This is a genomic window from Prolixibacter sp. NT017, assembly GCF_009617875.1.
Taxonomy (GTDB): Bacteria; Bacteroidota; Bacteroidia; order Bacteroidales; family Prolixibacteraceae; genus Prolixibacter.
Genome location: NZ_BLAV01000001.1, coordinates 2303630 through 2324688 on the forward strand (window position 1 = coordinate 2303630; position 21059 = coordinate 2324688).

Below are 21059 nucleotides of genomic sequence, written 5' to 3' on the forward strand. Positions count from 1 at the left end.
ACTATTACAGGAAATGCCAAATGCGTGAACATTTGCGTTGTTATCAATAAACACATGAAAAATGTAAGGGTAAATATCCATCACCATCCGAAATAGTGTATCGTGGTCTTAATTCAGCCCCTGAAGAGCGTTTTCAGGGACTTTTATATGTCCTTTTTCCTCGTCCCCAGAGTACCACCACAACGGTCATCGCTTCAGATAGTCTTTATCTGTTCAATTCGGATTTTTGATTTTATGCGTATCATTTCTCCCAGCAGCCTGGTATTCGTCACCAGACCGGGTACGCCTGCTTCGTCAGCCAGTCTTGCCATTTCAAGATTCAGGCTCTCAATTTCAGTTCTCCTGTTATTTCTGATATCCTCGTAAGTTGAAATAAGTTGTCCTTCTGCCCGCTGGCTTATCTGCAACAGCTTTTCTTTTATCTCTCCCGAATGAACTACGATACCCAATTTATCCGCCAGCGCTACGCATTCACCAATGATGCTTTCCGCCAATTCCAGGGCTTCCGGATTCGTGTGAAAGATTCCGTTGTCAACTTCAAGCAGTGGACAAATTGAATTGAAGGCACAATTTATAATGGCCTTATCCCATACATATTTCACAATATTGAATTCGCTTCTAAATGCAAAATGAACAGTACTAATTTGCCCGACGATGGAATTCAGAACTGTTTCCTTTCCATTGATGATTCCAACAGGAGAAGCTGTAACCGACTTAAACGACACCTGATTGGTACTGACGATCTGACTGGTAGAAAACAGCACACACCGATAGAGTTGGTCGAAATCTTCGAAAGGCTTTTCGACATTCAACCCGTTCTGAAGCAAAACAATCGAAAAACGGCCCTTCTTGTTCTTCAGTTTCGCGGCAAGCATTTCATTGGCAAAAGCTTTGGTTGTAACCAGTACAATACCATCGATAGCAGACAGGTTGCTAAAGGTGGTGGTGGTTATTTGCTGCTGAAACGTCTGATTTTCCCCGTTGGTTACTGTGATGAGTTCTACTTTGGCAGGTATATTATCTTCACGCCCCCTGATAAGCGCCACATCCCTGTTCTCACTCTGCAAAAAAACAGCCAGAGCTTTTCCTATTGCTCCGGCTCCGATGATGTATATTTTTTTGTTATCCATAAATACTAATTAAGTTTAATCATTTCCCCGTCTTCCGGCACATAAACCTGCCTCATATCTATTCCACTGGTCCGCAGGTATTCCTTCAGACTCTTCCGCGAAACGGTTTCATGATCCAGGGCTCCTATGTGAACAGCCACTACCGATATTTGTTCCCTGTAGGTCAGTAGTTTCAATACCTGTTTTTCATCCATAATAACCTGGTGAATATGTTTCAGGGAAATTTGTTCTCTGAACGGGTTGTCCTCGGGTAAAAAAACATTTCCTCCTGCATTGCAGATAACCACACCCGGATTATACCTGTCCAACGTTTCTTTAACCGAATCGCACCAAACGGTGTCGCCGGTAATGTATAATGGCGGTTCATCTCTTGTTTCCAGGATATACCCCGAAACTGCTCCCATTACCTTTAAAATCTCGCCATCACCGTGTTGAGCTCCTACCCTCGAAATCTTTACCATCCCCAATTGATCTTCCTGGTCAATGACGTTTATCTTCGAAAATCCCATTTCTTTTATCGCTTCCGCATCAGCTGGCTGAACAACAAACGGAACTGACGTTGGAACTGCCTGCCGTGCCCTCTCATCAAAATGGTCAGGATGTAAATGAGTGAGCAATACATAATCGACATCTTCCAGTATTTCTGATATCGGTACAGGCAAAGGCACTACAGGGTTAGGAGATTTCCCGGCAAAGGGAGGAAGACTGCCCATATCGCCCAGGAACGGATCGACCAGCCAGGTTTTTTCGCCAAATTTAATTTTTACGGTGGCATTTCTTATCAGTTGAATATCCATAATTACATTGTTTTCCACGAATGTAAAGCCGGACCAGAACAAAGTAGCTATTGAGAATTGCTATTTTCTCTCCTGTATTTTTGCGGTGTTTTCGACAACTCCTTTTTTAGGACCGGGTATATGGCGTTAGGTTCGCGAAAACCAACAGAGTAGGCTATTTCGGCAATGGGCATATCGGTTTCCCGGATTAAATACCGGGCTTTCTCGATTCTGATTCCCCTGATGTATTGATAAGGAGAAATTCCATGTACGCTTTTAAAGGTTCTCAAGAAATGAAATTCCGACATCGCCACTAATTTGGAGATGTGATTTACTGATAATCCAGGGTTGTTGTAATGACTGTAGATATAGTCTTTCGCAATAAGCATTCGTCGGAACAACTCTTCTCTTGTCGATTTTTTGGCTACCGGAATATTGACGTTTTTGCTTCGCTCTTTATGGTCCGAATGCAGGCAACCCGACAGAATGTTGACAAGGAAAGTCTCTTCTTCCTCTTCCCGATAAGAATCAATCATCCGATTCATATGCGGAGTTTTGAAATGCAGGTGATTAATAAACCGATAAGATGTATTCTCCCCAAAAGGGCAATCCAGCAGTTGTTCGTCTGAACTCAAGAGAGCATGCATGGCCTCCGTATAGAAATCATAATTCAGATGCACATTAAATGTTTCAACAAGCTCTTCCGAGTCAATCTTGTAATCGAACGATTCGAATGGATTACACACATAAAAGGTTTGTTCGCAAACCTTAAGACTCCGTCTGTTTGTATAAATATTTGCTGTACCTCTCTTGTTAGCCAAAATGCTGAGTGAACTTTCAAATACCGATTTCTCGTATTGCTTCTTTGACGAAGTTGCCACCACATTCGGCCACTCAATATCCCGCTTCTGATTTTGAACCACATTGGTAAGTCTGTCGAGGATTTTCTGTTCCGGAAATTCGAGTACGTTCATTTGCCTGTGCTGGTTTTCTAAATTACGTTATCGAACTTGTACAAGTTTCAGCAAGACTCACGTTGGAGAAATGCTGTTAAAATTATCAACCGGGTAAACTGCCAACAACAAAAACGGTTTGAACCTGAGACTTCGACTTCCTAATCAATAATTTTCAGTTTTTAAATCCAGTTCACCGTAATGATTGACAATCAAATCGGCTATTCCGAACTCCGCTTTTGCATGGGCATCATTGACAATGGCGATAGTTTTCATTCCTGCCTTCCTCGCCGCCATCAGTCCTGATGGGGAATCTTCAATGGCCACACAAGCGTCCGGTGTTAGTCCCAATTTCTCAATGACTGATAAATAAACCGCGGGGCTGGGTTTCCCTTCCTGCTCATGTTCGGCAGAGGCAATTGCATCGAAATAATCGCTGATCCCCAGCTTTTCCAGGACAACCGGGATTAATAGAGCAGGCGAATTGGTCGCCAGCCCGATTTTGTATCCCTGTTGCTTTATTTTCCTGATAAAACGCTCCACACCATCAATCGCCTTACCTTCTTGCCTTATTAAACCGGCCACTCGTTCAATGACCTTGTTCTCGACCTCTGCCAACGACTTTTCCTTCCAGGGAAACCGCTCGTACCAAAACTGAGTAACAGCAGCCGTGGTCATTGCTTCGGTGAACTCACACAACTCCGGTGACAATTCCACGCCAACCGATGAAAAGACTTCCTGTTCCGCCCTTTTCCAGATGGCTTCGGAATCAATGATGACTCCATCCATATCAAAAATTACTGCCTCAATTTTCTGCTTCATAACTCATTTCCAAAAATGATAAAAATGGTGAACCGGACCATGTCCCTTCCCTATTTCGTATTTTGAACCTTCCGCAATGGCCTGGTTCATGTAATTCTTCGCTTCTTTTATGGCCTCGTTCAGTGGAAGCTGCTGTGCCAAAAAAGAGGCAATAGCTGAGGAGAAAGTACATCCGGTTCCATGTGTATTCCGGGTCATAATGCGCTTCGAACGTAGCTCAATGATTTCATCCGTTTCGGCATTATAAAACACGTCGACCAACTCTTCCTCACTCAGGTGCCCCGCTTTGAGCAGGACCGAAACCGTTCCGTTACAGGAAAGAGTTTTAATGACTTCCGGCAGGTCCGATTGTTTTCGAATGGTTCTGCCGGATAGAATCTCTGCTTCCGGAATATTGGGCGTTATCACCCGTACCATGGGAATCAGTTCGTTTTGCAAAGTCGATATGGCTTCATCCTGCAAAAGCTTATCTCCGGATGTGGCCACCATCACCGGGTCAAGGACGATGTTCGCGATCCCGTAACGGACTAACATTTCTTTCACGGCTAAAATCAACTCGGAAGAGTGCAGCATCCCGATTTTAACTGCATCCACACCGATATCATCCACCACCGATTTGATTTGCCCTTTCACAAAATCGATGGGCACCGGATGGACTCCGTAAACACCTACTGTATTCTCATCAACGATAGCTGTTATGGCTGTCGTACCAAAACATCCGCAGGCCGACATGGTTTTCAGATCGGCCTGAATGCCGGCCCCGCCACTGGGGTCGCTTCCGGCAATGGTTAAAACTCGTTTGTATTGCATAGGTTACTCCATGTTTTCACATACGTTGGATTACAAAAAATGATTAAACCCGCCTTTGGCAAAGGTGACTGCTTGTCCATTCCGGAACCATTGAACAGCCGGTTCTCCCTCTTCGATGGTTCCGACCGGGTAAACCGGTTGATTAAATTTCCGGAGGAATTCTTCCTGCAACTCTTCCAACTGTCCCCCCTCAACCGTAAAAAGCAATTCATAATCCTCTCCTCCACCGGTAGCCAGCTCCTCAACATTCCAGCGTTGATCTTCACAAACCTTCCTCAAACTCTCGGAAACAGGAAGCTTGTCAAGATGAACCCGGGCTGTTTTACCGGAAGCTTTTAAGATATGCTTCAAATCGGATGCAATCCCGTCGGATACATCCATCATGGCATGTACGCCGGGAAAATCTTGCAGGAAGCGCCCTTCGGGCAGACGTGGTTCGGGCAAATGGTGCCGGTTCAGTAAATAGTTGCTGTCAGTAGTCGGTGCTACCTTCTCCAACAAAACCTTCAGGCCGCCTCCCGAATCGCCCAGGTACCCGGTGGTGCAAATCACATCACCGGTTTGTGCGATCGAACGAAGACGCGCCATTCCCTTTGGACACTTGCCCAGTACACTGACATTAATCGCCAGGTGTTTGACTGACTGGGTGGTGTCTCCCCCCAGTAACGGGACCTTGTATTTTGCCGATATTTCACGATACCCTTTCATGAGTTCATCCAGGTATTCGACCTCTATTTCCGGAGGAATAGCAATGGAAAGAAATGTTCCCAGCGGTTCACCTCCCATCGCGGCAATATCGCTCAGGTTAACGGCTACCGATTTATATCCCAGTTGCCGGGGAGTGATCCCTTCCCGAAGAAAATGAATGTCTTCCACCAACATATCCGTCGTGACCAGGAGGTCCTCCGATTCGTTCATGGGCAGAACGGCACAGTCGTCACCAATCCCGGTGACATTCTGTGTGAGCAATGATTTGAATTCCGGTGAAAATCGTTCAATAAAACCGAATTCACCTATTTCCCTGAGTTTCATTTTTCATGGGTTTTCATGATTCACTAAACGGGCCATGCTTCCTGTCTCCAGGCACTGTCCCAAAACATCCACTCCAGCTGACATCCTTTCATAAACGCTCTTGTCATACCAACCCTGCGTTCTTCCGTACTCCGAACAGCCAATTCGTCTCCTATCGAAAGGGCCTGTTCCACCGCCAGGGCAAAATCCTCACCTCCGTACGTATCAATCCATGACTGGTACGGGTTATCCCCGGCCGTTTGATTCACCAGGATATAATCTCCAACCTTCTTGTATACCAAAAAACAAGGCAGGACCGATGCCACCACTTCTTCGATGGAAGCCCCGGTCAGTTGCCCGTACATAAATCCGGTATAGAGCTGGCAAGAGGGAGTCGGTTCGGTATGATTGGTTGTCCCGTTAAGGTAAAGCTGATGCAGGGCTTGTTCTATGGCTACCGTATCGGATGAGAAATGCAAAAAGGCTTCCCGCCATTCCTTCCGGTCCAACCGGGCCGCGATGCCCGCCAGTATTTTACCATATTCAGCCAGGTAGAGCGCATCCTGCTGCAGGTAGAAAAAGAATTTCTCTTTCGGCAGCGTGCCGTTCATCAATTCGTGCAAAAAGGGCAGCTTTAAAATGGCTGCATATACTTCTTCACTGGCCTTCCAGGCCTGTTCACTCCATTTCATTGGGTACTCTTTTTTTAATGGCTAATTTTAGTTCTCTGGCAGCTTGTTGGGGATTATCGGCAGACGAAATGGCTGAAACAACCGCAATACCGTCGGCTCTGCTATCCATTACCTGCGCTGCATTTTGCAGATTGATCCCTCCGATGGCTACTGCCGGATGCCGGGACAGGGAGGTCGCTTCTTTTAACCCCTCCAAACCAAACGGCTGCAGCGTATCGGTTTTGGTCAATGTGGCAAACACCGGTGAAATCCCGATATAATCCACATCCATCCGGTTGGCTTTCTCTACCTGTTGCATCGTTTCGACCGATAAGCCCAGGATTTTATTCTTACCCAAAATCCCGCGGGCCACCTGCCAGGGCATGTCGCTTTGCCCAATGTGTAATCCATCTGCATCTACGGCCAGGGCAATATCCAGCCGGTCGTTGATAACTAACGGGATGTGTAGAGGATCGAGCAAAGCTTTCATGCGAATTCCCAGTTCATAGAATTCGCGGGTCGTGCCATCCTTTTCCCGTAGCTGAACCATGGTCACGCCTCCCTTTACCGCTTCCTCCACGATATAGCTAAGCGAGCGACCGTTGGACAGTTCCCGATCGGTTACCAGGTACAGACTTAAGTCGAAGGAAGTCATAACCGGAAAGTTTGTGCGATATCGGCTTCCGATAGCTGGTAAAGCGTATCGATAAATTGAAGCTGTAATGAACCCGGACCGGAGGACTTATCAGTGGCCAGTTCGCCGGCAATTCCCATCACGGCCATGGCATGCGTGGCCGCTTTCAATGCGTCGCTGTTAACTGCTGCAAAAGCGCCGATCACAGCTGTTGCCGTACATCCCATCCCGGTCACTTTCGGCATGAGAAGGGAGCCGTTTTTAATGGTGTGAACACGGATTCCATCCGTGATGAAATCCTCCGGACCGCTGATCACCACGACTGCTCCATTCCGGCTGGCCAGTTCGTTGGCACTATCGAGCGCCGAACGACTAGTCGCTGTACTATCCACCCCTTTCGTCCGTGCTTTGGCATGGGCCAAAGCCATAATTTCGGAGCCATTGCCCCGGATAAAATCCGGCCGGCATTGTTCCAGGATTTGGGCGGCTACTTCATTCCGGTAAGGTGTAGCCCCTACTCCAACCGGATCGAAAACAACAGGGATACCTTTTTCCCTGGCTGCTTTTCCCGCCAACAGCATCGCGTCGACCCAGTGCCGGCTAAGTGTTCCCATGTTGATCACCAACGCCGAGGCGATTCGGACCATATCGGCTACCTCCTCCGGCGCATGGGCCATCACCGGGGAAGCCCCTACGGCCAGTAAGGCATTGGCCGTGTTATTCATCACCACGTAATTGGTGATGTTGTGTACCAGGGGCGATTGCTCCCGTACCGCTTTCAAATCAGTGCTAATGGATTTTGCATCAATCATAGTTCTTAATTTTTGAGCACCATTAACAACCGGATTCAGGAAAATGCATTTGAACCGAGCACGTCTGCTCTCCATCCATTCAATAAAAAAGCCGCTCCGCAGAACTGCGAAACGGCTTGTATCTATTCTATCAAATGAATCGACAAATACAATCCTCGTTTCCCTCCGCTGTTATGATACATTTCAGGTTTAAAGGGTATAATCTCAGACTGCCATTTCTCCGGCAGACACCCCTAACGAGATAAGGCAAAGGTATTAAAATTTCATTTTTGGCAACATCCGGCACAACAAATTTGCATCCCGGTCATTAAACTGCTTACAACCCCCCCATAAAAAACCCTTATAGGGATCAGATGAAGATCCTTATAAGGATCGGCAACAGATGGTAGTAACCCTTTTCCGAAAAAGGTTATAAGGATCAGAGGAAAATCGTTATAAGGATCTGCAGTGGATAGTACTAACTACCAGCCGTAGGTAGTTACCAGTATCTGCTTCCGGTAGTACTAACAACCAGCCACGGGTAGTTACCTTATCCCTCGACCGGTAGTTATAAGTACCTGACACGGGTAGTTACAACTACCGGCGCCGAATACCGGATAACCGGAGTAGCGTCGTGGGCGTATTCTCTCATTATACAACCGGAACATTACGAAAGAGAACAATTGTTTCAAAAGAATGATCCCGACGGTCGTTGGGACACAAATCAAAGTGCTCCTTCTACCCATGTCATGGTTTGGTCTTTTCGGGCACACATGCCTTAATCCCTGCACAAAACCATTCCCGCTCGCTCCTGCCCAGTGAAATATGCAACTGATTTCACAGGGCCTACCCGGGCGACTTTGACGAGAGCCACATTCATCTCTTCGCGGTAATGCTGGGCGTCAACACAATGAAGAATATTGAATTAATAATAAGCAGACATTCCGGAATAATTAGGATAAAACTGGAAGTACCCCATGCTGTTTTGCACTGCTTTTTTTCCATTGCTCTCTATTGGTGGCTTATTGTACTCAACGCAAATCGTTTGTTTCCCAAAAGTAGGTTTAAGTCTTTTCACCTGAATAAGATAAGCAGGCATTGCTATATTTTTACCTGTTTCAAAATATTTTTGTAATGAGAAAATCTCTGTTTCTTCCCCGTTTATGGTAATCTTAAAATCCTTTATACTCAATTCAGGAGCAATATCGATACAATTAAATTCCTTTTCATTTACCATTTGGCTTAAATGCGAAGGGTCTTTACTTTTCAGAACCATTGGCCGAAAGGATAAAAAAAGTGAGTTATACCCGCCATTATTTGGCCAGACATGTAGATTATATACTTCGCCGGTTCCGATCTTGTAGTCCAGTTGTTGTTCGTTATCAATAACCATATGCCAGGACCAGGCTTCCAACGTAGTTGACTTATAATTTCCATCGTTAATATAAAACGCATTATAAACCCTCTCCGGCAACTCAATTTCGTAATACCCATTTTTGTCACTCCAAACCCCACACGCATCTTCAAATGCATCAGGTTTAATCAAGATAAATGATTTTAAAGGTTTATCATTAAAATCTGTTATATGTCCATACACCTTATGATAACAGGGAAATATATTTTTCTCCAGGGTAGTGCGAGATGAATAAATGCGAACCTTGATCAAAGCAGGTAGGGATTTCAGCTGTTTTACAGAAGACATAATTCGGAAATGCCCATTTATGAAATCAACTTTATAACCTGTTTCTATAGCCGAAAGATTCTCCTTTATCTGAAAAGTATGTGTGTAAGCCACGGTACTATCGGAAAGAAAAACGTCTACCCTCACCTGAAATGAATCGGCCATTGCAGGGCCATAAACCTGAAGTGTTGAATTAAAATACCCAGTTGCATTTAATGCTGATATTGTAACGGAATCGGTCTTGCAATTGTACCAATAGGCTAATATCGAAGATTTGTCATTCCTAAACGGGAAATGATATTGACAATAACCGTGAACATTCATCAGAAACACTGTCACCAGCAACAAAAAGTATGATTTTCTATTCATGATCTTATCCTTTATTACAGTACTATAACAACAATCTTTACAGACTGTCTTTATTTAAGAGATTGACCTTTTATTCGACTGAAAAGGGTATGAAAATGTTGCAGGTTCTTGACCCGAACCATTGTTATCAGCATACCGCCAACCGTGGTCCCGAAAACTAATAAACATGAACTAGAAATAGCGAACCGGAACTGAAATCTGGTTGTATGTATGCTCATTGTTGGAAGTTTTTGCTCTTTCTTCTAGCCTGTTCCGGAAGAACGCCCTCTGATGGAAACCGGAAATGGTCTCTCACACTTATCGCCTCCGGCGATGTGGGAGAATGAAAAATGATGTGGATAATTGAAAGAGCGGGAAGGGTTCTCAATAAAAAATCAACGATCGAGCCAAAGTTTAAAATCTTTAGCACGCTCGCGGCTTACAATAACATCCTCCTCCGAATTGGGAGTTATTTCGATTTTGAAGCGACTGTTAAACCATGTGTGAATATTTCGGATGCTTTCAATATTTACCATGTATTTCCGGTTTACCTGGTAAAACAGTGCAGGATCGAGTAGTGATGAAAGCTGGTCGATGGAATAATTAACCGGGAAACGGGTATTATCGAAAGTAACTGCAAAAGTCAATCCATCATCATAAATAAACCAGGCTATATCTTCGCTTTTTATCGACCGGTAGCGATCGCCAAGTTTTACCAAAAACCTCTTTTTTATTTCCGGTTTTTCATTGAGAACGATCCTTTTAATCAGTTCGCTTTCAGGCGGCAGAAACATTTCCCTGAAATTCCGAAACTTATCCATCGCATCTTTAACTTCATCGTAATCATAAGGTTTTACAATATAATCGATGCTATTCATCTTAAAGGAACGCAACGCATATTCATTGTACGCGGTTGTAAAAATTATTGGTGTTTTCACTTTTACCTCTTCAAAAATATCAAAGCAATCGCCATCGTTTAAAAGAATATCCTGAAAAACCAGGTCCGGAAAAGCATTATTCCGGTACCATTGTATACCTTCTTTGACCGAACCGATTACATCGAGCACTTTTATTTCCGAATCATATTTCCCAAGCAATTGAATTAATCGGAGTGCTGTATGTTTTTCATCCTCAAATATTAAAACGTTCATAATCGGAATAATTTAACACCGGTATTTTAACTTCAAATTCACCGTTGGTTTTGTTAACGATTACTCTCTTTTGTGATACCAATTCGTATCTTTTTGAAAGATTTTTTAATCCCGTTTGTGTGGAAAGTCTTTTCGCATCGCGCGGATTCAAATTGTTCCTTACCACAATAAAATCATTCTCTTTGCTAATCGTAATTCTCAACGGATTTTCAGGATTATATTTGTTATGATTAATGGCATTTTCCACCAAAAGCTGCAGTGTAACGGGAGGAAGAAAAGTATTTTCAGCAAAGGATTTGTCCAGCCTGTTTTCCAAAAAAACACCATCATCGAGCCGTGTTTTAATAAGAAAAAAATAGGCTTCCAAAAACATCAATTCCTCTGACAGTTTTACCAAATGAAACTCATTCTTTTCAATAATATAACGAAGTGTTCTGGACATTCTCACAATAAAATCGGCTGAAAGGTCGGCATCTTCATAAACGAGTGATGAAAGCACGCTTAAGCTGTTAAATAAAAAATGAGGTTCAATCTGCGCCTTCAATGCTTTGTATTGGGCCAGAATATTTTCTTTCTCCAGTTCTTTTGCTTTTAGTATTTCATTCTGAAGGTTTTTTTGCATTTCGTAATACCCATCGAATGCAAGAATTAACAGGTAAATACTCGTCAACGGAACAGTTAGTTCAGGATTCAGAAATGAGTTTTTGCTCCAGACCTCCGCATTTCCAAAGAAGTAAACATCACCCAAGCGGTAGAAATGGTTTAACGAAGCAACAAGAATAAAACCAAGAACAGCATGTAAACAGGTAATAATAACTATTTTAAGCCCCACTCTTTTTATATTTCTTGTCCAGTGTTGAAAAAAGCCATTGAAATAATCGGCAATCTTCCAAATTATCAGGCCATAAAACACAAAAAAAAGGGTAAACACCAGGCTGCGAAAATTCAATTCGAAGGGTCCATACGGGAAAGACTCATCAAAACTTTTTATAATGGTTTGAATAAGAAAAACCACCCAAAAACGAAGCCAAAACTTCCTTATCCCTTTCATTTATTTGATATAGTTATTTTCTCTGAACCACAAGATAGCCTTTTCTATTGATTGATGTATTGGAGTTATTTCAAAATCAATTTCATTCATCGCTTTTTGAGCGGTGTAAAAATTATCTTCACACAACATCTTTGCGTTAACGCCGGTAAGTTGATTAGGGATATGAAATACATGTTCCAAAATATCTCCAACAAAACCGGCAGTTTTAAGTACCCAGGAAGGAATCTGAATAAAAACAGATTTTTGATTTACGATACCCTTAACCATTTTAAAAAAATCAAGATAGGAAAGATTTTCGCCGGCCAGCAAATAACACTCTCCCCTTTTTCCATTAAGCATAGCATTCACCACTCCTTGTGCCGCTGCCTCCACGTCTACAAAATTCTTCCCTCCGGGAGGATAAAAGATTACAGGCTTTTTTAGCACATGGAAAAATATTCGGCCACTACTTGGTTTTGTATCATTATCTCCAATCATAAAAGTTGGATTAACCACCACTGCGTTCAGTTGTTGCTTTGCTTCCTGTAAAACCATTTGCTGTGCCAGTAATTTGCTATAAGCATAGCCCGATTTTTTTAGCCAGGGCATAAAGGGTTTTTGCTCATTACCCGGCGCACTTTTAGCACCGTTACCAAAACAATTGGCCGAACTAACAAAAACAAAACGTTTCACTTTGCACCTCAAACAGGCGTCAATCAGGTAGCGGGTACTTTCAATGTTGGTTTTGTAAAAGGCCTCTACATTTGAAGGTGACTGGGAAGTTTTAGCGGCCACATGTATAACATAATCGCAACCACTAACCGCTCGTTCCACATCGCCCTTATCGGTTATCTTACCTTCAAAGAGTATACAGGTTACTCCTTCCAACGCTTTACGATTACTGCCTTCACGCACCATCGCACGCACAACAAATTTCTGTTCGGCCAGTTTCCTTACAACATGTGCCCCAAGTAATCCATTTGCTCCTGTTACAAGTACATTCATTTACAAATATTTCCAGCAATTTGTTTCGTGCTTTTTATCTCATTTTGTAGTGAAATACGCATTATTTTCAAACGCATCCAAACCGGAACAATTTTGAACATTAGCCAACTTAATTTATTCATGAACCCCGGAATTATTAACTCATCATCTTTAAGCAGCTGCCGTATACATATTTGCGCAACTTTTGCAGTGGATAGCGCTGTGCTACGAATAAACCGGTTATGGCTGTCTATCCGGCGAGTAACTTCGGCGTTGGTTCGCATTCCGCCGGGATGCGCCACACTTACCGTTATTCCCGTTCCCTTTAGTTCGGCTCCCAATCCACGTGAAAAAGAATATACAAACGCTTTCGATGCAGGATATACCGTTTTAAACGGCATCGGCCCAAATGAAGCCATACTTGCGATGTTTAAAATGTACGCTTTCCGTTGTCGTTTTAGAACCGGTAAAAGCAACCGGCTTAACAAAACCAACGCCCGCATATTCAGCATAACAATTTGGTCGATATACTCAGGTGTCGCCTCCAAAAACGATTGTGTTCCACCAACGCCGGCATTGTTAATTAAGATCTCAATCTCGAGATCGTCTATTCTATCCACCAAAAATTCAACTGCCCCAATTTGCGTTAAATCCAGTTCAAACGTTTTCACCTGTACCTGGTACTTCCTGGCTAAATCCGGTCCCATCTGATTAATTTCTTCACCGGGGAGTGCCGTTAATATCAGGTTCTTCCGCAACCGGGCACACTCCAGGGCTAATTCTTTTCCCAGGCCTGTGCTAGCACCGGTAATAAGCGTATATTTTTCAATCTTCATTTTTGGATTTTATCTTTCTTGTTAAAATGGAAAGTGAAACATAATAACCTAAAAACATGGCCAAAATACCGGTGATAAACCCACCCAGAAGGAGTGAAAGAAATACATCAGAACCGGCTTCAATTACTGTTTTTGCAAAACCTATATTTATATGCTTCGGAATGTGAAAGGAAGAATCGATTCCGAGAATTTTCTTGCCTAACCAATAATTGAAAGCAAAAACAAATACACCGGTAACAACATTTGTATTAAAAACCCCAACAATAGCTGCCCCCTTATGGAAACGCAAAAGAGAAGCCAATACAGCCGAAATCAACATTTGAAATCCGGGAAATGGTAACATCCCGACAAATGAACCAAGTGCAAAACCACGCGCAACAACCTTAGGATCGCCCTCTAAAACGAACAACCGTTTTAACCCATCTATTTTTAGCATTTGAATCTTCATTGTGTCTCAGCCAAATATTTTAATTCATGAAAAGAATCGATGAAAAGTTTCTGAATAACCGGATCCAGTATAAACCTTGGGAAAACAGGTTTAGTGAACGATACAGCCCTGTAGTCAATTAGGGTATTCCCCTCACCTGCCGAAACGAATTTCCATTCGCCGGTATAATTCTGCATCCGCTCGATTCCCTCTTTGGGAGGAAAAGCCTTAGGTTCAGCATAAATAATGATCTCAGTTTCTGACCTGCTTTTTTTAACAACGTGCCGTGTCACCAAATCTTTTTGTTTCATCGGCCATGGATAGTCCATTAATGCATAGGTCACCCAGCTTGAATCGTTGATTATTTTTATCCGGCACTCTTTAATTCCAACGGCCCAGGAGAGATAATTTTCTACTTTGGTGAATTGCCGCAGAATCGCCGGAATTTTAGCGTGAATAAAAAATTGTGCACGCATTTCACGTGTTCTCAATGAATCGGTATTCAGCCATCGATAATATATGGAGATGCCTTCTGTTTCCCGTGAAAGTTTCCAGCCTCCCATGTCTTTATTTCTATCAGCCGCCGACAATTCTGTGCATAAACACAGGAACACCATAAAAAAGACTGTTTTGGGAATAACCATTATTCATTTGTTTACAGTTTCCATCGCTAAAATATCGTGCACCAGACAGATCCAAAAGTGAATTTCCGTGAAGCGGCATTTTACCCTTTCAACTGTAAAAATTGCTTGCTGAATTGTATTCTATTCCGAATTAGAGACAAGACGTTTTGAAAATAGGGAGCGGTAGCAGGTTTTATCTCCAGAAAAAATACTGAAAAACAGTCACCTTTAACAGGTAGAGGCAACAACACATTTCGTGTGTTTGGGTGACATCGTGTTTAGATAGATGGCCCGGTTCCGATAAATTATTGAGGCATTTGCCACATACCTCGAAGCCGAAAAGACCGTATAATCAATGATTCTGATATGAGCAAATTCAAAGTGAGCCCTCTGCCCCCCATCTCTGTTTTGCTGAAAACAATTGCTAAAACAGTTAATGGCAAGTTTTTTTCACGAATGCAAATGAATGTGATGTTTTGGCATAAAAAAAGCTCCAACCTAGATGACTGGTCGGAGCTTTCCTTGTATTTAAATCAATCAGACTACCACTTTTTCAAATCCACCTCAATATTCAACTGTAAAGCGATTGGAAAAAATATTGGAAGATGCTCGATCCGAAGTTAATTACATCCCCGGGTGGAATGCACGCGAATTTTATTTTGTTAAATCGAAACGGAATGTCACCGTCGGATTCTTGTTGACCGTTACACGGGCTTCGTACTCGCCCTTTGCCAGCCAAAGGTTATTACCAAAATGCGCGGTCTCCATCCCTTTTCCGGCCACATGCATGCGACACACCGGTAATGATTTCCAATCACTTTTCTTAGGAGAAAGCTCGCGGTAACTAATCATCACCGAAGCGTTTTCAACAGGTTTGCCCCCTTCTTTTAAAAAGGCAACCAGATGGTGATTGGGCTTTGGAGTACTATTCATAGTTACCGCACTGGCACCACCATCCCATTTCATCTCCGCGTTGGCGCCTTGATAGGTTTCAGCCGGTAAAACCCTCATTGTCACAGAGACCTTTCCTGCCATCTTTGTTTTACTGACCACCTGGGCTTTCGCCACATTCATCGAAATAAACAAGCCCAATGAGACTGTCATCAACGAAACTAAAATCTTTCTTCTTGTCATAACTCTGTTTTTAAATGTTCCTATCGTTAGGCTAGTCTTTGAAAAATACGGGGTCATTCAGAATACTGAAGAAAAATGGTCTTGGCTATTTATACTTGTTCTTGATAACAGCAGAGGGGACGAAAGAGTTGTGTTAAAACCGGTATTTAACATGATTAATTCCCGTTAGGCCCTTAAGTTTCCTAAAACGTGGGACCATTACCGCTATGCATTGCAATACAAGAGCAATCGTTTGCGACAGTTCAGAAAATAAAAAACGGGGTCAACATCATTCGATGTACCCCGTCTCAGTTAGCGAATTCGCTGTATCTTATTGCTCCTTAAGGTTTTACAGTCAACCATCAATGATGAAACAATCTTACCCCGGTATTGATAATGGTCATGCCGTATTTGTTGGCTGTCTCAATGATTTCCTCGTCCCGGATGGAGCCCATAGGAGTAGCAATGTATTTGATGCCATACTGGTGGGCCAGCTCGATATTGTCTTTTTGCGGGAAGAATCCATCGGAAAGCAAACAGGTGTTTGGCAGTTCGTTCAACAGGATTTTATCTACAAATCGCTCTTGCCTCTCCTGCTCAATCAATTGGTCCAGATCCGTTCGTTTCTTGTTTTCAAATTGCTCTAAAAACGAATAATCAATTTTACTCTTCTGGTACCAGACATTTGCTTTCGTCAATGCCAGTCCTGAACAGAGAATTCTGGACTGCTGACCGGAACCGATACCAATGACATGACCATTCGACACCACGCAAATCGAATTCGACTGCGTATATTTCAACGTCAGCATTCCGAGTTTTAAGTCGGTGAGAATATCCGACGGAATGTCCTTATTTTCGGTTACTACGTTGGAAAGTTGCTCGTCGTTGATTTTTAGATTATTTCGCTTTTGTTTGATGGTGATTCCAAATATCTCCCGTGACTCTATTTCGCTGGGTTCAAAATCTTTGTCTATCTGGAAGATCACATAATTGCCTTTCTTCTTCGAACGCAGAATTTCCAGCGCTTCATCTGTGAATTCCGGTGCAATAAGTCCATCGGAGACTTCTGATTTGACCAATTGCGCTGTCTCTTTATCGACACAATGACTCAAAGCAATAAAATCGCCAAACGAAGCTAACCGGTCGGTTCCTCTTGCCCGGGCATATGCCGCAGCCAGTTTCGATAAAGGTTTCCTGATCAGGTAAGCTTTTTTCTCGTTGTCACTTAAGTCTTTAAAAATAGCCACACCGGAGGGCGTTACATGCTTAAAAGAAGTGCTGCACTCAACATTCAGTGTCTGGCTGACTTCTTTCACCAGTTGCCAGGAATTCAAGGCATCCAACACATTGATGACACTTGGATTTCCGTTCAATAAGCTTAGTGCGTTTGACTGATCAATAACTTCCGCATAATCCTGGTAAGGATTCATTCCGTATTTCAACTTCATGGTGCCGTTTTTTTAATTCGTTTTGCAGTATATTTCTCAGGCTGCTACAACAGTATACCTGCATAGCGTCGGATGGCTCACAAAGTTATTTGAATATCTGATTTCACCGGATTTTGTCATCAGATGTTATTCATCTTTAACAATTTCTTCTGTTTCGTCGGACACGAGACTTAACAGAGAGGCCCGAAGAAACATGAAATTTCTCCGGGCCTCTGCGCAACAAGTAAATTTGGAATTTTACTTTTCAATCTCTTTTGCAATGAATCCGGCCATCACTTTGGCTGCGTGCTCGTTCGGGTGAATGCTATCAGTAAAGTTCGCCCCCTGATTCAACATGTCATGATACAGGTCAATCACCGGCAGATGATTGGTTTTGGCCAGCTTCTTAACAATGGGAATCACTCCGTTCACAACGGTCGAATCGTTAATTCCCCACTTCGTTTTAAACACGGGAACCGGCAAACACAAATACATCTTCGGATGGGTCGGTATCGTTCTGAACGTATCAATCAAAGCCTGGTAATCCTTTTCGTAACGAACGGCATTCCAATTTTGAGGTTTCGTGTCATTTGTCCCCAGCATAATGACCATGATGTTGGGTCGAAAAACAAAGTCATTTGAAAACTCCTTGCAAATCCAGTACGGGAAATCGCCCTTCTTCTGCAACGTAGTAGCACTTCGCCCCGAATTCAGTACCGTATATCCGGGACCAAGAATGCTGTCGAGTTCCACCGGATATCCTGTTTTACTTTGAACCGCCAGTCCGTAACCTTCCGTAATGCTATCGCCTACGCAGACTACCCGGGTTACTTTTTGGGTACATGAAGACATTACCACCAGGAAGCCGATAATACTCAACCCTATCAATTTTTTCATTCTATCAAGACTTTTAAATTTTCATTTCAATACCGGACTCCCACTACAATTGGATGGTTTGCTCGTGTCCGTCGTAGTTTACTTCTATTCCCTTAGCATCAGGGTCAAAAGCTTTTGGGGTCTCTTTTCCTATCGGGACAATAACGAATGTCCGCTCCTTCAGCATTCCCTTGAATTGACCTTCTCGTTCTCCAATGGTCAGGATTCCGTCTGCATCGTTGTAGCTGAACGAAATGTTCGAATAAGCACCTTTTTCGTAATCATAGTTGACACCTTCGTCTTCGTAAAGGGTAAACTGTCCATCCTGCCCGCGATAAACATACAGGACAATCTTTTTGGGCAGCGTCTCATTGCTGTATTGAAGTGCAGGCCCGACCGTGATGATAGCCCCTTCATGTACAAACAAAGGCATACGGTTGTACGGAGCATCCACGGTTAAAGACTGCCCGCCCTGAATCATTTTTCCCGTATAGAAATTGTACCAGTTGGTGCCTTTCGGGAAATAAACCTTGCGGCTGCGTGCCTGGTAAGTATAAACAGGACAGACCATAAATGCCGGCCCAAACATATACTGGTCGCCAATGTTTTCAACGTTTTTGTCGCCGGGAAAATCCATAACCAACGGTCGCATGATGGTGTAATCATCGAACCAGGTCATCCCGGCCAGGGTATAGATGTAAGGCATCAACCGGTAACGCAACTGGGTGTAATATAAAATGGAATTGTAGGTAGGGGTACCTTTCGGAGCAATGTTCCAGGGTTCACGATAAGGGTATTGCCCATGTGCCCGGTATAAAGGAGCAAAAGCGCCGAACTGGTACCAACGGGTATTCAGCTCCCGCCATTCTTTGTAATCAGCATCTACTTTGCCTGTCCGGTTGTACACCATCTGACCTTTTACGTACCGGTCTTCGACACAGAAACCACCAATGTCCATCGTCCAATACGGAATACCGCTGATGGAGAAATTCATTCCGGCTGCAATCTGTGCTTTCATATCCTCCCAGCGGGTAGCAATATCCCCGCTCCAGGTAGCCGTAGAGTAATGCTGCAATCCGGCAAAACCAGAACGGGTTAACAAGAAAACACGTTTGTTGGGAGCGACACCGCGTTGTCCGTTATAAATCGCTTCGGCGTTCATCAACGCATATGCATTGAAATACTCGGTGGAAGGTCCCAAAGCCGTCGGGCCACACAATTCTTTCCGGTACCTCATATCGGTACAATCGAGAATATTTGGCTCGCTGGCATCCATCCACCAGGCATCAATCCCCAACGGGTATAAATTGTCGTACATCTGTTTCCAGAACAATTTCCGGGCTCCGGCCGAATAAGCATCATAAAATGACCCCACATAACCGGAGCCAACCCAGTCTCGAATACTATCTTTTACGGCCTGCATGTACATCCAACCATGCTTCTCGAATTCCTTGAAATGCTTGGTCGTCGCATAAAACTTGGGCCATACGGAAATCATCATATGGGCGTTCATGGCATGAATGGAGTCGACCATCGCCTTCGGATCCGGGAAACGGTTCTTATCAAATTGGTGACTTCCCCATTTTGTTTCCGGCCAGTAAAACCAGTCGAGTACAATGTTGTCAATAGGAAATTTGAGCTTCCTGAATTCTTTCAGGGTACTGAGTATTTGATTTTGGGTTTTATATCTTTCGCGACTTTGCCAGAAGCCCATGGCCCATTTTGGCATGATCTGTGATTTTCCGGTTAGCGTGCGGTAGCCTTTGATGACTTCGTCCATGGATTTGCCATATACAAAATAGTAATCCATTTTCTTGTTCATTTCGCTCCACCAAACCTGGCTGTTTTGCTCATCTTTCGGAAGTGGGGTTTCCACCTGTAACCCGCAATACGATTTACCTCCGTCAGGTCTCCAGTCAACACGAATCGGAACACGTTTTCCGGCTTCCAGGTTGACTGTGAATTTGTAACTATTGGGGTTCCATGCGGTGCGCCAACGCTCCGGCACCTCCAATTTATTATCCACGTACACTTTTACATACCCTGCATAATATAATATGAGGCGATATGGTCCGCTATGTGGTGCTTCAATTTCCCCGGCATAGGTTACATGGGCATTTTTTAAAGGGAAATTCTCCGGCAAATTCCTGACGGTTTTTATGTCCTCGAAATAAAGGGAATCTTCTGTGCGTACCAGGTTGGGTCTGGCTTTAGTCAGCGAAACATAGGTTCCGGTCAATCCTCCCGGCTTTCCATTTTCATCGTATAACTTAAAAGCCCGGTTCAGCTGCTGGTAAGCGCGACTGTCACCAAACCGGCTCAGTGAATAGCTGTCCCACAACAATCCATAATTCTTGTTGGAAACGATAAAAGGCACCGAAACCTTCGTATTGTACTGAAACAGTTGTTCGCTTTTCCCTTTGTAATTAAACTCGTCGGACTGATGTTGTCCCAGACCATAAAAAGCTTCGTCAGCCGGCGAATCAAACAGTTGCCGGATGGTGTAGCCTTTTGTTCCATCGACGTCAATCGGGGTAAAGGTTCGGCCTCCCCCCTTCTTTTCGGCCAGAATAAGCTTGCCTTCTTTATCTTTGAATTTGATTCCCCCATCTGCTTTGGAGACCATGACATTTAATTTCTTCGTGCTTAACCGGATGGAATCCCCTTCATCGTCCACCGTAAAAGGAACAGTATGCAAGCCGGGAACAATAATCAGGCTCGAATCCTTTGGAAAGTTTTTATCCGGAGTAGCGGAAACGTGAATCAACTCATCTCCCAGAACCTGCAAACGAACCTTGTGGGTGGCTGTTTTTCCGTTCTGTTTTAGATTCACGACAATGCCATCGTTCAACTTTTGATACTGTGTAGAAGAACACGAAGCGAATAAAAGTGCAAGTAGCAGGCTTAGATATATGTTTTTCCCTTTCATCGTCAATTAGGTTTTTAAAAGAATATTCGGCCAGCT

At 43.5% G+C, this 21059-nt stretch carries 20 protein-coding genes and 1 riboswitch; all 20 genes read right to left on the reverse strand.

Annotated features, from left to right (window positions below; translation table 11 throughout):
• Positions 1-194 precede the first annotated feature (194 nt).
• The 20 genes from GJU87_RS09640 to GJU87_RS09735 all read right to left on the reverse strand — a co-directional run bounded on the left by GJU87_RS09640 (position 195) and on the right by GJU87_RS09735 (position 21023).
• Positions 195-1130 (reverse strand): ketopantoate reductase family protein, encoded by a 936-nt coding sequence (locus tag GJU87_RS09640; protein WP_153639327.1) that lies wholly within the window; start codon positions 1128-1130, stop codon positions 195-197.
• A 5-nt stretch (positions 1131-1135) separates the two neighbouring features.
• Positions 1136-1927, reverse strand: a complete 792-nt coding sequence (locus GJU87_RS09645) for an MBL fold metallo-hydrolase (protein ID WP_153639328.1) — start codon at positions 1925-1927, stop codon at positions 1136-1138.
• A gap of 47 nt (positions 1928-1974) precedes the next feature.
• On the reverse strand, positions 1975-2880 hold the full coding sequence (locus GJU87_RS09650; protein WP_153639329.1) for an AraC family transcriptional regulator: 906 nt from the start codon (positions 2878-2880) through the stop codon (positions 1975-1977).
• 144 nt (positions 2881-3024) lie between these two features.
• Positions 3025-3681: a hexitol phosphatase HxpB gene (gene hxpB / locus GJU87_RS09655; protein WP_153639330.1), complete on the reverse strand. Its 657-nt coding sequence runs from the start codon at positions 3679-3681 to the stop codon at positions 3025-3027.
• Positions 3682-3684: 3 nt separating this feature from the next.
• On the reverse strand, positions 3685-4491 hold the full coding sequence (thiD, locus tag GJU87_RS09660; protein ID WP_153639331.1) for a bifunctional hydroxymethylpyrimidine kinase/phosphomethylpyrimidine kinase: 807 nt from the start codon (positions 4489-4491) through the stop codon (positions 3685-3687).
• Between the two features lie 30 nt (positions 4492-4521).
• Positions 4522-5523 (reverse strand): thiamine-phosphate kinase, encoded by a 1002-nt coding sequence (gene thiL, locus GJU87_RS09665; RefSeq protein WP_153639332.1) that lies wholly within the window; start codon positions 5521-5523, stop codon positions 4522-4524.
• Positions 5524-5546: 23 nt separating this feature from the next.
• Complete coding sequence (locus GJU87_RS09670) at positions 5547-6194, reverse strand: TenA family protein (protein ID WP_153639333.1); 648 nt, start codon at positions 6192-6194, stop codon at positions 5547-5549.
• Positions 6181-6828 carry a thiamine phosphate synthase gene (gene thiE, locus GJU87_RS09675; RefSeq protein WP_153639334.1) on the reverse strand — a complete coding sequence of 216 codons (648 nt, stop codon included), beginning with the start codon at positions 6826-6828 and terminating at the stop codon, positions 6181-6183. Before thiE ends, GJU87_RS09670 begins: the two co-directional genes overlap by 14 nt.
• Positions 6825-7619: a hydroxyethylthiazole kinase gene (gene thiM, locus GJU87_RS09680; RefSeq protein ID WP_153639335.1), complete on the reverse strand. Its 795-nt coding sequence runs from the start codon at positions 7617-7619 to the stop codon at positions 6825-6827. The genes thiE and thiM overlap by 4 nt, the downstream gene beginning before the upstream one ends.
• A gap of 143 nt (positions 7620-7762) precedes the next feature.
• A riboswitch (TPP riboswitch) is annotated at positions 7763-7864 on the reverse strand.
• Between the two features lie 659 nt (positions 7865-8523).
• On the reverse strand, positions 8524-9648 hold the full coding sequence (locus GJU87_RS09685) for a hypothetical protein (RefSeq protein ID WP_153639336.1): 1125 nt from the start codon (positions 9646-9648) through the stop codon (positions 8524-8526).
• 374 nt (positions 9649-10022) lie between these two features.
• Positions 10023-10778 (reverse strand): LytTR family DNA-binding domain-containing protein, encoded by a 756-nt coding sequence (locus GJU87_RS09690; protein WP_153639337.1) that lies wholly within the window; start codon positions 10776-10778, stop codon positions 10023-10025.
• Positions 10759-11610 carry a sensor histidine kinase gene (locus GJU87_RS09695; RefSeq protein ID WP_194831493.1) on the reverse strand — a complete coding sequence of 284 codons (852 nt, stop codon included), beginning with the start codon at positions 11608-11610 and terminating at the stop codon, positions 10759-10761. The genes GJU87_RS09690 and GJU87_RS09695 overlap by 20 nt, the downstream gene beginning before the upstream one ends.
• 219 nt (positions 11611-11829) lie before the next feature.
• The gene (locus GJU87_RS09700) at positions 11830-12813 is read right to left on the reverse strand and encodes an NAD-dependent epimerase/dehydratase family protein (protein WP_153639339.1); all 984 of its coding nucleotides are present in this window, start codon (positions 12811-12813) and stop codon (positions 11830-11832) included.
• Positions 12810-13628, reverse strand: coding sequence for an SDR family oxidoreductase (locus GJU87_RS09705; RefSeq protein WP_153639340.1), 819 nt, complete (start codon positions 13626-13628; stop codon positions 12810-12812). The genes GJU87_RS09700 and GJU87_RS09705 overlap by 4 nt, the downstream gene beginning before the upstream one ends.
• Positions 13618-14076 (reverse strand): DUF2062 domain-containing protein, encoded by a 459-nt coding sequence (locus tag GJU87_RS09710; protein WP_153639341.1) that lies wholly within the window; start codon positions 14074-14076, stop codon positions 13618-13620. Before GJU87_RS09710 ends, GJU87_RS09705 begins: the two co-directional genes overlap by 11 nt.
• Positions 14073-14672 (reverse strand): hypothetical protein, encoded by a 600-nt coding sequence (locus GJU87_RS09715; RefSeq protein ID WP_194831494.1) that lies wholly within the window; start codon positions 14670-14672, stop codon positions 14073-14075. Before GJU87_RS09715 ends, GJU87_RS09710 begins: the two co-directional genes overlap by 4 nt.
• A 660-nt stretch (positions 14673-15332) precedes the next feature.
• The gene (locus tag GJU87_RS09720) at positions 15333-15812 is read right to left on the reverse strand and encodes a hypothetical protein (protein WP_153639343.1); all 480 of its coding nucleotides are present in this window, start codon (positions 15810-15812) and stop codon (positions 15333-15335) included.
• A 341-nt stretch (positions 15813-16153) separates the two neighbouring features.
• Positions 16154-17239, reverse strand: a complete 1086-nt coding sequence (locus tag GJU87_RS09725; RefSeq protein ID WP_153639344.1) for a 5-aminoimidazole-4-carboxamide ribonucleotide transformylase — start codon at positions 17237-17239, stop codon at positions 16154-16156.
• 237 nt (positions 17240-17476) lie between these two features.
• A complete protein-coding gene (locus tag GJU87_RS09730; RefSeq protein WP_153639345.1) occupies positions 17477-18115 on the reverse strand; it encodes a GDSL-type esterase/lipase family protein in 639 nt (212 codons plus the stop codon).
• Between the two features lie 43 nt (positions 18116-18158).
• Positions 18159-21023: a TIM-barrel domain-containing protein gene (locus GJU87_RS09735; protein WP_153639346.1), complete on the reverse strand. Its 2865-nt coding sequence runs from the start codon at positions 21021-21023 to the stop codon at positions 18159-18161.
• Positions 21024-21059: the final 36 nt, after the last annotated feature.

Coding starts and splice junctions, on each gene's coding strand:
- GJU87_RS09640 (WP_153639327.1), bottom strand. CDS start 1,130: ATGGATAACAAAAAAATATACATCATCGGAGCCGGAGCAATAGGAAAA.
- GJU87_RS09645 (WP_153639328.1), bottom strand. CDS start 1,927: ATGGATATTCAACTGATAAGAAATGCCACCGTAAAAATTAAATTTGGC.
- GJU87_RS09650 (WP_153639329.1), bottom strand. CDS start 2,880: ATGAACGTACTCGAATTTCCGGAACAGAAAATCCTCGACAGACTTACC.
- hxpB (WP_153639330.1), bottom strand. CDS start 3,681: ATGAAGCAGAAAATTGAGGCAGTAATTTTTGATATGGATGGAGTCATC.
- thiD (WP_153639331.1), bottom strand. CDS start 4,491: ATGCAATACAAACGAGTTTTAACCATTGCCGGAAGCGACCCCAGTGGC.
- thiL (WP_153639332.1), bottom strand. CDS start 5,523: ATGAAACTCAGGGAAATAGGTGAATTCGGTTTTATTGAACGATTTTCA.
- GJU87_RS09670 (WP_153639333.1), bottom strand. CDS start 6,194: ATGAAATGGAGTGAACAGGCCTGGAAGGCCAGTGAAGAAGTATATGCA.
- thiE (WP_153639334.1), bottom strand. CDS start 6,828: ATGACTTCCTTCGACTTAAGTCTGTACCTGGTAACCGATCGGGAACTG.
- thiM (WP_153639335.1), bottom strand. CDS start 7,619: ATGATTGATGCAAAATCCATTAGCACTGATTTGAAAGCGGTACGGGAG.
- GJU87_RS09685 (WP_153639336.1), bottom strand. CDS start 9,648: ATGAATAGAAAATCATACTTTTTGTTGCTGGTGACAGTGTTTCTGATG.
- GJU87_RS09690 (WP_153639337.1), bottom strand. CDS start 10,778: ATGAACGTTTTAATATTTGAGGATGAAAAACATACAGCACTCCGATTA.
- GJU87_RS09700 (WP_153639339.1), bottom strand. CDS start 12,813: ATGAATGTACTTGTAACAGGAGCAAATGGATTACTTGGGGCACATGTT.
- GJU87_RS09705 (WP_153639340.1), bottom strand. CDS start 13,628: ATGAAGATTGAAAAATATACGCTTATTACCGGTGCTAGCACAGGCCTG.
- GJU87_RS09710 (WP_153639341.1), bottom strand. CDS start 14,076: ATGAAGATTCAAATGCTAAAAATAGATGGGTTAAAACGGTTGTTCGTT.
- GJU87_RS09715 (WP_194831494.1), bottom strand. CDS start 14,672: ATGGTGTTCCTGTGTTTATGCACAGAATTGTCGGCGGCTGATAGAAAT.
- GJU87_RS09720 (WP_153639343.1), bottom strand. CDS start 15,812: ATGACAAGAAGAAAGATTTTAGTTTCGTTGATGACAGTCTCATTGGGC.
- GJU87_RS09725 (WP_153639344.1), bottom strand. CDS start 17,239: ATGAAGTTGAAATACGGAATGAATCCTTACCAGGATTATGCGGAAGTT.
- GJU87_RS09730 (WP_153639345.1), bottom strand. CDS start 18,115: ATGAAAAAATTGATAGGGTTGAGTATTATCGGCTTCCTGGTGGTAATG.
- GJU87_RS09735 (WP_153639346.1), bottom strand. CDS start 21,023: ATGAAAGGGAAAAACATATATCTAAGCCTGCTACTTGCACTTTTATTC.